This is a genomic window from Burkholderia contaminans, assembly GCF_029633825.1.
GTDB lineage: Bacteria > Pseudomonadota > Gammaproteobacteria > Burkholderiales > Burkholderiaceae > Burkholderia > Burkholderia contaminans.
In genome coordinates, this window is sequence record NZ_CP090640.1 from 784,981 (window position 1) to 796,695 (window position 11,715).

Sequence of the window (11,715 nt, forward strand, 5' to 3'; positions counted from 1 at the left end):
ACGGAATCCACACCGATGAACCCCCAAGACAATCCGCTTTCACACCTGTTCGACAACAACGACGCCTGGGTCAAGCACAAGCTCGAGGACGACCCGCAATTCTTCGCGCGTCTCGCCCACCAGCAGGCGCCGGAATATCTGTGGATCGGCTGCTCGGATTCGCGCGTGCCCGCGAACGAGATCATCGGCCTGCCGCCGGGCGAAGTGTTCGTCCACCGCAATATCGCGAACGTGGTCGTGCACAGCGACCTGAACTGCCTGTCGGTGATCCAGTTCGCGGTCGATATCCTGCGCGTGAAGCACATCATGGTCGTCGGCCACTACGGCTGCTCGGGCGTGAATGCCGCCCTGCTCAACCGCCGCGTCGGCCTCGCCGACAACTGGCTGCATCACGTGCAGGACGTGCGCGAACGCCACACGGCGCTGCTCGACGCATGGCCGGTGGGCGAAGCGCGCTATCGTCGCCTGATCGAGTTGAACGCGATCGAGCAGGTCGTCAACGTGTGCCGCACGACGATCGTCAACGACGCGTGGGCGCGCGGCCAGTCGCTTACCGTGCACGGGCTCGTGTATGGCGTGCACGACGGCCGGATGCGCAACCTCGGGATGGCCGTGTCGAGCTTCGACGCGCTCGACGAGACCTACAAGCGCTGCGTGGCCGCACTCGTCGCCGGCGGCGAGCATGCACCGGACAACGACATGATCGCGGCGGACGCCGCGCGGCTCGAAGGCGTCGCGCAGGCTGTCGCCGCCACGCTGAAGCCGTGCGACGACGCGAAGTAACGCAGCGGCCCGCGCGGCGGACACCGCGCAGGCGTACCGCCGTGCCACCCATCGAACGGATCTGACACCGGCGCTGCCGCCACGGCGGCGCCAAGCAAAGGAGCGACGGGCATGAAAACCGCATTGATCGTCGGTGCATCGCGCGGCCTCGGCCGTGAATTCGTCCGCCAATACCGGCGCGACGGCTGGAACGTGATCGCCACCGCGCGCGACGACGCGTCGCTCGACGCGCTGCGCGCGCTCGGCGCGCACGCGCATGCGCTCGACATCACGCAGCCCGAGCAGATCGCGGCGCTCGGCTGGAAGCTCGACGGCGAGCGGCTCGATGCGGCCGTGCTGGTGTCGGGTGTGTACGGGCCGCGCACCGAGGGGGTCGAGACGGTCACCGCCGAGGATTTCGACGCGGTGATGCATACGAACGTGCGCGGGCCGATGCAGTTGCTGCCGATCGTGCTGCCGCTCGTCGAAGACGCGCGCGGCGTGCTGGCCGTCGTGTCGAGCCGGATGGGCAGCATCGCCGAGGCGACCGGCACGACCGGCTGGCTGTACCGCGCGAGCAAGGCCGCGCTGAACGACGCGCTGCGCATCGCGTCGCTGCAGACGCGCCACGCCGCGTGCATTTCGCTCCATCCCGGCTGGGTGCGCACCGACATGGGCGGCGCGCAGGCCGCGATCGACCCGGAAACCAGTGTGACCGGCATGCGCCGCGTGATCGCCGAATCCGGCGCGGACGTGTCGCAGGCAAACGGCCGCTTCTTCCAGTACGACGGCGTCGAGCTCAGCTGGTGAGCCAGCATCACAACCTGGCGTCGTTAATTCCCGTTTCGCATGATTTTGAACCGACCTGACGCGTGCCCGTGCGGCGGCGCGTCCCCCGCTCCCGCCGGCAAAGCGCCGGCGCCCCGCTATGCGGCCTGCTGCGGCCGCTTCATCGACGGCGGCCAAGCCGCGCCGACCGCGCTCGAGTTGATGCGCTCGCGGTACAGCGCGTACGTGCTCGGCGCGACCGACTACCTGCGCGCGACCTGGGCCGCGCGCACCTGCCCGGCCGATCTCGACACCGACCCCGACGCACCGGACGCGCCGCGCTGGCTCGGGCTCGCGGTCAAACGCCACGCGCCGCTCGACGAGCGGCACGCGGAGGTCGAGTTCGTGGCGCGCTACAAGGTCGGCGGACGCGCTTACCGGCTCCACGAGACGAGCCGTTTCGAGCGCGACGAACAGGGATTCTGGCGCTATGTCGACGGCGAAGTAAGTGAACGTTGACAAATAGTTGCTGTGTCAGACGCCGGGTAATTCCCGCATTGCACAACCCCATTTTGTCCGGCTACGATGACCTCGAATTGGTCATGTTGCATGGCAGGGCTTACGAATGGCGTTCAGCAAGGTATTGGTGGGATGGATGGCGGCCTGTGCGCTGTCGGCCGCTCAGGCCGGTACGCTGTCGAGCGCAGATTCAGGGACGGGTGCCGGCGCCAGCGGGTCGCTCGCCCACGCCGAACGCTTCGACTACAGCGATTCGAACCTGCCGCAGGTCGCCGCCGACCTGAACGAACAGATCCTGCGCATTCCGGCCGACGCATCGGGCACCGTCACGCTCGAAGCCACGCTCTTCAAGCCGAACGGCCCGGGCCCGTTCCCGCTCGTCGTCTTCAATCACGGCAAGAACACCGGCGATCTCCATCTGCAGCCGCGCAGCCGGCCGCTCGCGTTCGCGCGCGAATTCGTGCGCCGCGGCTATGCGGTGGTCGCGCCGAACCGCCAGGGCTTCGCGGGCTCGGACGGCACGTACCAGCAGGAAGGCTGCAACGTCGGCAAGAACGGCCTCGCGCAGGCGGCCGACGTCGACGCGACGGTGCGCTACATGTCCCACCAGTCGTACGTCGATGCGTCGCGCATCGTCGTCGCCGGCACGTCGCACGGCGGCCTCGTATCGGTCGCGTACGGCACCGAAGCCGCACCGGGCGTGCGCGGCATCATCAACTTCTCCGGCGGGCTGCGCCAGGATCTCTGCGACGGCTGGCAGAAGAACCTCGTCGACGCGTTCGACCAGTACGGCGCACACACGGCCGTGCGGTCGCTGTGGCTGTACGGCGACAACGATTCGGTGTGGACGCCCGGGCTCGTCGCGCAGATGCACGGCGCGTACGTTTCGCACGGCACGCAGGCCCAGTTCATCGATTTCGGCCGTTACAAGGACGACGCGCACCGCCTGATCGTCGATCGCGACGGCGTGCCCGTATGGTGGCCGGCGGTCAACGCGTTCCTCGCGCAGTTGAACCTGCCGACCTCGGTGCGCTACGCGGTCGCGAACCCGCACGAGCCGAAGGCCAGCGGCTATGCGTCGATCGACTCGGTCAACGCGGTGCCGTATGTCGACGAAGCCGGCCGCGAAGGCTATCGGCGCTTCCTGAACCAGCATCCGAGCCGCGCATTCGCGGTGTCGTCGGAAGGCGCGTGGTCGTGGGCCGAAGGCGGCGACGATCCGATGGCGCTCGCGCTCGACAACTGCGCGAAGCAGGGCGCAGGTTCGTGCAGGCTGTATGCGGTCAACGACCGGGTCGTGTGGAACAACGCGACGCAGACGGCCGACAGCGACGACAGCAACGCACGCGACACCGGCACGCCGGCGCTGGCTTCGCGTTGACGAACGGCGGCCGTCGCCGCCGTTTTTCGTTTCCCCCCTCCTTTCGTCGCCCATGCGGCACCCCACGCGTGCCAGCGTGAATGCGCCGTCTCGCAACCCTGCGCCCGAATGTCTCTTGTCACCGCTCACCGTCGAGCGTGTTCCGATCACGTGGGGCCACATCATGACGCGCCATCGATTCCCCTTCGCGCCCTGATTTCTTCACCCCGCCGCCGCCCGCGGCCCACGATTTTTTCGGTTGGGGGGGCTCACTCGAACGTCGTCATCTGCGGTCATTTCGGGACATCTGAACCGTACCGTCCCGAGCCGCCCCGATCTGCGCCGAACTCCCGCCGGGCAAGGCTTTGCGGCGTTTGTAACCGGTAGTGCAACGGGTCGCGGAACACGCTAATCTCAGCGCGTTTCGTGTCCCGCCGCGCGGCATCCCGACGATGCCGCGCAGCCGTTTTATCCCCCGGAGTCGCCTTGAGTACGCCAGCCACCGACGACTGGGTCGCGCGCAGCCTGCGCGCGGTCTGGCATCCCTGCACCCAGATGAAGCATCACGAGCGCCTGCCGCTCATCCCCGTCGCACGCGGCGCGGGCCTGTGGTTGTACGACCGTGACGGCCGCCGCTACTTCGATGCGATCAGCTCGTGGTGGGTCAACCTGTTCGGCCATGCGAACCCGGACATCAACGCGGCGCTGAAGGACCAGCTCGACACGCTCGAGCACGCGATGCTCGCCGGCTGCACGCACGAGCCCGCGATCGAGCTCGCGGAGCGGCTGCACGCGCTCACCGCGCGCACGCTCGGCCATGCGTTCTTCGCGTCGGACGGCGCGTCGGCGGTCGAGATCGCGCTGAAGATGAGCTTCCACGCGTGGCGCAACCGCGGCCGCGCGAACAAGCAGGAATTCGTCTGTGTAGCGAACAGCTATCACGGCGAGACGATCGGCGCGCTCGGCGTGACCGACGTCGCGCTGTTCAAGGACGCGTACGACCCGCTGATCCGCCATGCACACGTCGTCGCGTCACCCGACGCACGCGGCGCGCTGCCGGGCGAAACGGCCGCCGACGTCGCGGGCCGTGCGCTGGCCGACGTGCGGCGCCTGTTCGTCGAACGCGGCGACCGGATCGCCGCGCTGATCGTCGAGCCGCTCGTACAGTGCGCAGCCGGCATGGCGATGCACGATCCGTCATACGTGCGCGGCCTGCGCGCGCTGTGCGACGAATTCGGCGTGCACCTGATCGCCGACGAGATCGCGGTCGGCTGCGGCCGCACCGGCACCTTCTTCGCATGCGAGCAGGCCGGCGTCTGGCCCGATTTCCTGTGCCTGTCGAAGGGCATCAGCGGCGGCTACCTGCCGCTGTCGCTCGTGCTCACGCGCGACGACGTGTTCGCCGCGTTCTACGACGACGACACGACGCGCGGCTTCCTGCACTCGCATTCGTACACCGGCAACCCGCTCGCGTGCCGCGCGGCGGTCGCGACGCTCGACCTGTTCGAGCGCGACGACGTGCTCGCGGCCAATGCCCGCAAGTCGGCGACGCTGCGCGCAGCGCTCGCGCCGCTCGACGCCCACCCGCAGGTACGCCACCTGCGCGAGCGCGGCACGCTGTTCGCGTTCGACGTCGCGCTCGACGGCGACGCGGCGCGCGGCTTCTCGCGACGCTTCTTCGAACGCGCGCTGGAACGCGAGCTGCTGCTGCGCCCGATCGGCACGACCGTGTATCTGATGCCACCGTACGTGATGAGCGACGACGACATCGCGTGGCTCGCGCAAAGCACGCGCGACACGCTCGATGCGACGCTGGAGGGTCTCGTCCGATGAGCCTGCTCGATACCCTGCAACGCGGCCTCGCCGAGCTCGACGCGCAAGGGCTGCGCCGCGTGCGCCGCACCGCCGACACCGCGTGCGATGCGCGCATGACCGTCGACGGCCGTGAGATCGTCGGCTTCGCGAGCAACGACTATCTCGGCCTCGCCGCGCATCCGGCGCTCGTCGCCGCGTTCGCCGAAGGCGCGCAGCGCTACGGCTCCGGCAGCGGCGGCTCGCACCTGCTCGGCGGCCATTCGCGTGCGCATGCGACGCTCGAAGACGAACTCGCCGCCTTCTCGGGCGGCTTCTCCGACGCGCCGCGCGCGCTGTACTTCAGCACCGGCTACATGGCGAACCTCGCCGCGATGACAGCGCTGACGGCCAAGGGCGCGACGATCTTCTCCGACGCGCTGAACCACGCGTCGCTGATCGACGGCATGCGGCTGTCGCGCGCGAACGTGCAGGTCTATCCGCATGCCGACACGGCCGCGCTCGCCGCGTTGCTCGACGCATCGGATGCCGAAACGAAGCTGATCGTCAGCGACACGGTGTTCAGCATGGACGGTGACATCGCGCCGCTCGCCGAGCTCGTCGCGCTGGCCGAACGCCACGGCGCGTGGCTCGTCGTCGACGATGCGCACGGCTTCGGCGTGCTCGGCCCGCAGGGCCGCGGCGCGCTCGCGGCCGCCGCGCTGCGCTCGCCGCATCTCGTGTACGTCGGCACGCTCGGCAAGGCCGCCGGCGTCGCGGGCGCGTTCGTGATCGCGCACGAGACCGTGATCGAATGGATGATCCAGCGCGCGCGCAGCTACATCTTCACGACGGCCGCGCCGCCGTCCGTCGCGCACGCGGTATCGGCCAGCCTGAAGGTGATCGCGGGCGACGAAGGCGACGCGCGACGCGCGCATCTCGCCGCGCTGATCGAGCGCACGCGCGCGCTGCTGCGCAACACGCGCTGGCAGCCGGTCGATTCGCACACGGCCGTGCAGCCGCTCGTGATCGGCAGCAACGACGCAACGCTCACGGCGATGCGCGCGCTCGACGCGCATGGCCTGTGGGTGCCCGCGATCCGGCCGCCGACGGTGCCCGTCGGCACGTCGCGGCTGCGCGTGTCGCTGTCGGCCGCGCATTCGTTCGACGATCTCGCGCGGCTGGAAGCCGCGCTGATCGAAGCCAGCGAGGCGCAGGCCGTGCAGGAGACGGAACAGCCCCCACGCTCACTTCGTTCGCTGCCCCCCGAGGGGGCTGCAGCCTCCCTTGGGGCGGCCCGGCGGGAGGCAGAACAGCCCCCACGCTCACTTCGTTCGCTGCCCCCCGAGGGGGCCGCAGCCTCCCTTGGGGCGGCCCGGCGGGAGACTGCGGCATGACCGCCCCGCTCTCGCTGTTCGTTACCGGCACCGACACCGAAATCGGCAAGACCTTCGTATCGGCCGCGATGCTGCACGCCTTCGCGCGGCATGGCCTGCGCGCAGCCGCGCTGAAACCCGTCGCGGCAGGCGCGTATGAACGCGACGGCGTGTGGTGCAACGAGGATGCCGACCAGCTCGACGCGGCCGCGAACGTCGTGCTGCCGCCCGAGCTGCGCACGCCGTTCCTGCTGAAGGCACCGGCCGCGCCGCATATCGTCGCCGCGCAGGAAGGCGTGACGCTCGACATCGACACGATCGTCGCCTGCCATCGCGAAGCGCTGACGCGCGCGGAGATCGTCGTCGTCGAAGGCGCCGGCGGCTTCCGCGTGCCGATGAACGACACGCAGGACATGGCCGATCTGGCGGTCGCGCTCGGCGTGCCGGTCGTGCTCGTGGTCGGCGTGCGGCTCGGCTGCATCAACCACGCGCTGCTGACCGCCGACGCGATCGCCGCGCGCGGCCTCACGCTCGCCGGCTGGGTCGCGAACCACGTCGACCCGGCGATGTCGTTCCCCGACGAGAACATTGCAACGATGCGCGACTGGCTCGCGCGCGAGCACGGCGCGCCGCTGCTCGGCCGCATTCCGCACATGAGCCCGGCCGATCCCGAATCCGCCGCGGCGATGCTCGACATCGCCGCGCTCGTCGAGACGCTGCGCGCCGCGCAGCATTGACCCAACCGAAACAGATCCCCGATCCCTCATCCCCGACCAGGACAGGAAAACGATATGACCCAAGCCCAGACTGCCACCACCGTGCAACCCGACGCGATTCCCGTGGCCGCTCCGGTCTCGCAGCGCTGGCGCGTCGCCGACGTCGTCGCGCTGTTCGAGCTGCCGTTCAACGACCTGATCTTCCGCGCGCAGCAGGTGCACCGCGAGCACTTCGACGCGAATGCGGTGCAGCTGTCGACGCTGCTGTCGATCAAGACGGGCGGCTGCGAGGAAGATTGCGGCTACTGCTCGCAGTCGTCGCACCACGACACGGGCCTGAAGGCCGAGAAGCTGATGGACGTCGACGCGGTGCTCGACGCCGCGCGCGCGGCGAAGGCGAACGGCGCGAGCCGCTTCTGCATGGGCGCCGCGTGGCGCAACCCGAAGGAGCGCCACATGCCGGCGCTGACCGAGATGGTGCGCGGCGTGAAGGAACTCGGCCTCGAGACCTGCATGACGCTCGGCATGCTGGAAGACGAGCAGGCGCAGGAGCTCGCGAGCGCGGGCCTCGACTACTACAACCACAACCTCGACACGTCGCCGGAGTTCTACGGCCAGGTGATCTCGACGCGCACCTACCAGGATCGCCTCGACACGCTCGACCGCGTGCGTGACGCGGGCATCAACGTATGCTGCGGCGGCATCATCGGGATGGGCGAATCGCGCCGCGAACGCGCGGGGCTGATCTCGCAGCTCGCGAACCTGAACCCGTATCCGGATTCGGTGCCGATCAACAATCTCGTCGCAATCGAAGGCACGCCGCTCGAAGGCACCGCGCCGCTCGACCCGTTCGAATTCGTGCGCACGATCGCGGTGGCGCGGATCACGATGCCGAAGGCCGTGGTGCGCCTGTCGGCCGGCCGCGAGCAGCTCGACGACGGCCTGCAGGCGATGTGCTTCCTCGCCGGCGCGAACTCGATGTTCTACGGCGACCAGCTGCTGACGACGAGCAACCCGCAGTCGCAGAAGGACCGCGCGCTGTTCGAACGCCTCGGCATCCGTTCGAGCGATGCGGACGCGATGACGGCGAACGCGTAAGCGGCACGCACGGCGAGTTCGTTCGCCACATGAAAAAGCCGGGATACGTCCCGGCTTTTTTCATCCGATCGTCTGCACCGGAAAGCCTCGCGCGCCGTCCCGCGTAGCAGGTGACTCGCCCGTCATGTGGCCCCCGCTTCCCGCCGGCGTATCTGTGTGTCGTATCGACGCGCACGGTAGCGGCCGCTACCGTGCGCCGTGTGCGTCACACGTGTGCCGCCGCGCCGTCGATCGCCGCGCGCACGCGCTCGACGAGTGATTGATCGACCGGCGCCAGCACCTCCCCGCGCGGCCGCACGCCCGAACCGAAATGCACCGCGCGCACGCCGGTCGCGCGGACGAAATCGCCGACCGCATCGACCGTGAGCCCCGAGCCGGCCAGCACCGTGCAGGTCGAGCCTGCCGCCTGCCGCACCAGCCGCGTGATCGTCGCGACCGCGTCGAGCACCGACGGATGGCCGCCCGACGTCAGCACCGACGTGACGGACGGCACGCGCAGCAGCGCGTCGAATGCGGCGTTGAGATCGCGCGAGACGTCGAACGCGCGGTGGAAGGTCAGTGCGCGACCGTCCGCTGCGGCCGCGATGCGCGCCAGTGCGTCGAGATCGACGTCGCCGCGTGCGTCGAGCGCGCCGAACACGACGCCGTTCGCACCGGCCGCGACGGCTGCACGCACGTCGCGTTCGATCACGCGGAGATCGTCGGCGTCATAGACGAACGACCGGCTGTGCGGTCGCACGATCACGTTGACGGGGATCGGCACGGCGGCCACGACGGCTTCGATCAGGCCGACGCTCGGCGTCAGCCCGCCTTCGGTGATCGCGGTCACGAGTTCGAGGCGGTCGGCGCCCGCGCGGGCGGCGGCCTTCGCATCGCCGACGGTCGTGGCGATCACTTCGAGGAGAACGGAGGAGGCGGCGTTTCGGTTCATGGGCGGCCCGCGATTCGTCTGGACAATTCGCGCATCCTAGCCGAGCCGCGTGACGGACGCCAGTGTGCCGGCCGCGGCGCCGTGAACGACGCAGTCAACCGCGCCGCACGAGCCACACGCCGACGAGCGCGGACAAGCCGGTCACCGCGGTGCCGGGCACGAAGCGGAACATGCGCGCGTTGAAGTACGCGCCCTGCTGCTGCATCACGTCGACGATCGCCGGTGTGAGCACGAGCATCCCCCAGCCCACCATCCCGAGCGCGGTGGTCGCGGCCGCGACGAGCAACACGATGCCCGCGCCGCGCGCACGCGGCCGGAATGCGCCGGCAAACGCGCCCGCAGCGAGCAACAGGGCCGACACCGCGAACAGCACGGCGACGAATACGACGGTCGCGCCCGCGTGGCCGACTTTCATGAACGCCATCATCTGCGCGGTGATCACGCACATGCCCGCGATCGTGAACAGCATGATCGCGAGCGCATTGCGCGCGAAACTCATGCGTTCGCCTGGAAATACGCGGTCGCGGGACGCCGGAACAGCAGGTAGACGAACAGCGCGAACAGCAGGACGCCGGGAATCAGCACCGCATACATCGACGCCGGCATGTTGACGAACGAGAACGCGAAGCCGAGCACGGCCGTCGCGATATAGGCCTTGCGCGACCATTCGCGGCCCTTGAGGATCGCGATGCCGATCGCGACGTTCACGGCTTCGAGGATCACGCTGATGCCGAGCGTCGCCCAGACGGGCAGCAGGTAGTGCGACAGCAGCGCCTGGGTGGTCGGCATGCCGATCGTGAATGGCGTATAGACGCACGTGATCGCGTTGGTCACGATGATGATCCACGCGAGAATGGTCAGCGAAATCGGTCTTTTCATTGTGTTTTCCTTGTTATTCGCCGCCATGGTGGCCCCCGGGACGGCGCGCTCGCGGTCACGATGGCCGCGGTCGGGCCATTGTCGGGGAAGCGCAACGCGAACGCAACGGCCGCCCCGTTCCGCTCGCCCCATCCGCCGGCGCCGGTGCGCGCGGCGCTAGCCGGCGTCCGCTTCGTCGTCGCGCCAGTCGATATCGCCGCACAGCACGCGCTGCGCGTCGCCGATGCGCACGGCCACCGACAGCGTCACGCACGGCTGCGCCTCGTTGATCGACAGGTAAGGCCGCGTGACCTGCACGCGCCCCGGCTCGGCGATCGCCGAGCGGAAATACGGCCGGCGCAGCCAGTTCGCGCCCTGCGCGTCGGCCAGCGGCGAGAAGCGTGCCTCGGCAAGTGCGCGGTCGGCGCGCAGCACGACGTTGCGGCCCGACTGGCGGCCGTGCGCGTCGAGCAGGAAGCAGCGCGCGGCCGCGTCGAGCGCGAGGAAGTTCCAGCACACCTCGTCGAGCGGCTCGCCGGCCGCGAGACGCTCGGCCGCACGTTCGAACGCGCGCAGGTACGGCGCGAGCCGCTGCGCATCGCGCCGCTCGCGCGCGTCGGTCTGCTGCCGGAAGCGCTCGGTCAGCTCGCCGATGCAGCCCGTCGCGGCCGCGCTGTCCGGCAGCCCCGGCGCCGGCCGGCCGAAATAGTAGCCCTGCACGAAATCGGCCTCGCACGACAGCGCGATCTGCGCCTCGTGCTCGGTCTCGATGCCCTCGACGAGCACCAGCTTGCCGGCCTCGTGCAGCAGCGTCACGAGCCCGTGCAGGATCGCGGTGAGCCCCGTGCGGTGCGCCGCGTGCGACAGCATGATCCGGTCGAGCTTCACGATGTCCGGGTTCAGTTGCCAGATCCGCTCGAGGTTCGAGTGACCCGCGCCGAAATCGTCGAGCGCGATCAGGAAACCGTGCGTGCGGAATTCGCGCACGGCCTCGGCGAGCCGCTCGACGTCTTCCGCGCGCTGTTCGAGCACTTCGAGCACGACGCGGCGCGGCGGCATGCCGAGCCGCTTCAGGTTCGCGAGCAGCGCGGCCGCCTGGAACGGGTCGGTGAGCACACCCGGATGCACGTTGAGGAACAGCCACTCGCGCTCGGCGCCGAGCAGCGCGAAGTTCTCGAGATGCAGCGCCTGCGCGAGCCGGTCGAGCTGCAGCAGCTCGCCCTGGCGCGCGGCTTCGCCGAACACGTCGAGCGGCGACACGGCGCGATCGAGCGCATCGTGCGCGCGCAGCAGCGCCTCGTAACCCACCGCACGCTGGTGCGACAGGCTGAAAATCGGCTGGAATACGGTCGTCAGCGTCATGTCGCGGTGCTGCGTCGCCAGACGTTCGAAGCCGGAACTCACCTCCCGCTCGAACCGGTACGGCGACGCGGCGGCCGGACGCTCCTGTTGCACGATCGTCATGCGTTCCTCCTGGTATTGCCTTCGAACGCGGCGCCCGACACAGCGAGCGGCGCGTGCATTGTCTTGGTTGGA

Annotated in this window: 12 protein-coding genes; 8 read left to right on the forward strand and 4 right to left on the reverse strand. The window is 69.5% G+C overall.

Annotated features, from left to right (window positions below; translation table 11 throughout):
• The first annotated feature begins 15 nt into the window (after positions 1–15).
• The 8 genes from can (at position 16) to bioB (ending at position 8,390) form a co-directional block, all read left to right on the forward strand.
• Entirely contained in the window at positions 16–783 is a 768-nt protein-coding gene (can, locus tag LXE91_RS03690; protein ID WP_039346539.1) for a carbonate dehydratase, read from the forward strand.
• A gap of 111 nt (positions 784–894) precedes the next feature.
• Positions 895–1,572: an SDR family oxidoreductase gene (locus LXE91_RS03695; protein ID WP_039346388.1), complete on the forward strand. Its 678-nt coding sequence runs from the start codon at positions 895–897 to the stop codon at positions 1,570–1,572.
• A gap of 39 nt (positions 1,573–1,611) precedes the next feature.
• Positions 1,612–2,049 (forward strand): YchJ family protein, encoded by a 438-nt coding sequence (locus LXE91_RS03700; RefSeq protein WP_039346391.1) that lies wholly within the window; start codon positions 1,612–1,614, stop codon positions 2,047–2,049.
• A gap of 106 nt (positions 2,050–2,155) precedes the next feature.
• On the forward strand, positions 2,156–3,430 hold the full coding sequence (locus LXE91_RS03705; protein ID WP_039346393.1) for a dienelactone hydrolase family protein: 1,275 nt from the start codon (positions 2,156–2,158) through the stop codon (positions 3,428–3,430).
• Between the two features lie 465 nt (positions 3,431–3,895).
• Positions 3,896–5,242 (forward strand): adenosylmethionine--8-amino-7-oxononanoate transaminase, encoded by a 1,347-nt coding sequence (gene bioA / locus LXE91_RS03710; protein ID WP_039346397.1) that lies wholly within the window; start codon positions 3,896–3,898, stop codon positions 5,240–5,242.
• Positions 5,239–6,597, forward strand: a complete 1,359-nt coding sequence (gene bioF, locus LXE91_RS03715) for an 8-amino-7-oxononanoate synthase (RefSeq protein WP_046196289.1) — start codon at positions 5,239–5,241, stop codon at positions 6,595–6,597. Before bioA ends, bioF begins: the two co-directional genes overlap by 4 nt.
• A complete protein-coding gene (bioD, locus tag LXE91_RS03720) occupies positions 6,594–7,313 on the forward strand; it encodes a dethiobiotin synthase (protein ID WP_039346400.1) in 720 nt (239 codons plus the stop codon). Before bioF ends, bioD begins: the two co-directional genes overlap by 4 nt.
• Positions 7,314–7,367: 54 nt before the next feature.
• On the forward strand, positions 7,368–8,390 hold the full coding sequence (gene bioB / locus LXE91_RS03725; RefSeq protein ID WP_039346404.1) for a biotin synthase BioB: 1,023 nt from the start codon (positions 7,368–7,370) through the stop codon (positions 8,388–8,390).
• Between the two features lie 205 nt (positions 8,391–8,595).
• On the opposite strand, the gene LXE91_RS03730 is transcribed toward bioB, so the two are convergent.
• The 4 genes from LXE91_RS03730 to LXE91_RS03745 all read right to left on the reverse strand — a co-directional run bounded on the left by LXE91_RS03730 (position 8,596) and on the right by LXE91_RS03745 (position 11,643).
• Positions 8,596–9,321: a copper homeostasis protein CutC gene (locus tag LXE91_RS03730; RefSeq protein WP_039346407.1), complete on the reverse strand. Its 726-nt coding sequence runs from the start codon at positions 9,319–9,321 to the stop codon at positions 8,596–8,598.
• 94 nt (positions 9,322–9,415) lie between these two features.
• Positions 9,416–9,820, reverse strand: coding sequence for a hypothetical protein (locus LXE91_RS03735; protein ID WP_039346410.1), 405 nt, complete (start codon positions 9,818–9,820; stop codon positions 9,416–9,418).
• Complete coding sequence (locus LXE91_RS03740) at positions 9,817–10,200, reverse strand: hypothetical protein (RefSeq protein ID WP_039346413.1); 384 nt, start codon at positions 10,198–10,200, stop codon at positions 9,817–9,819. Before LXE91_RS03740 ends, LXE91_RS03735 begins: the two co-directional genes overlap by 4 nt.
• A gap of 156 nt (positions 10,201–10,356) precedes the next feature.
• Positions 10,357–11,643 (reverse strand): sensor domain-containing phosphodiesterase, encoded by a 1,287-nt coding sequence (locus LXE91_RS03745; protein WP_039346416.1) that lies wholly within the window; start codon positions 11,641–11,643, stop codon positions 10,357–10,359.
• Between the last annotated feature and the right edge of the window lie 72 nt (positions 11,644–11,715).

Bases quoted from the DNA above. Each gene is read 5' to 3' on its own strand.
- LXE91_RS03730 (WP_039346407.1), bottom strand. From the start codon at position 9,321: ATGAACCGAAACGCCGCCTCCTCCGTTCTCCTCGAAGTGATCGCCACG.
- LXE91_RS03700 (WP_039346391.1), top strand. From the start codon at position 1,612: ATGATTTTGAACCGACCTGACGCGTGCCCGTGCGGCGGCGCGTCCCCC.
- can (WP_039346539.1), top strand. From the start codon at position 16: ATGAACCCCCAAGACAATCCGCTTTCACACCTGTTCGACAACAACGAC.
- LXE91_RS03705 (WP_039346393.1), top strand. From the start codon at position 2,156: ATGGCGTTCAGCAAGGTATTGGTGGGATGGATGGCGGCCTGTGCGCTG.
- bioB (WP_039346404.1), top strand. From the start codon at position 7,368: ATGACCCAAGCCCAGACTGCCACCACCGTGCAACCCGACGCGATTCCC.
- LXE91_RS03740 (WP_039346413.1), bottom strand. From the start codon at position 10,200: ATGAAAAGACCGATTTCGCTGACCATTCTCGCGTGGATCATCATCGTG.
- LXE91_RS03745 (WP_039346416.1), bottom strand. From the start codon at position 11,643: ATGACGATCGTGCAACAGGAGCGTCCGGCCGCCGCGTCGCCGTACCGG.
- bioD (WP_039346400.1), top strand. From the start codon at position 6,594: ATGACCGCCCCGCTCTCGCTGTTCGTTACCGGCACCGACACCGAAATC.
- LXE91_RS03695 (WP_039346388.1), top strand. From the start codon at position 895: ATGAAAACCGCATTGATCGTCGGTGCATCGCGCGGCCTCGGCCGTGAA.
- bioF (WP_046196289.1), top strand. From the start codon at position 5,239: ATGAGCCTGCTCGATACCCTGCAACGCGGCCTCGCCGAGCTCGACGCG.
- LXE91_RS03735 (WP_039346410.1), bottom strand. From the start codon at position 9,820: ATGAGTTTCGCGCGCAATGCGCTCGCGATCATGCTGTTCACGATCGCG.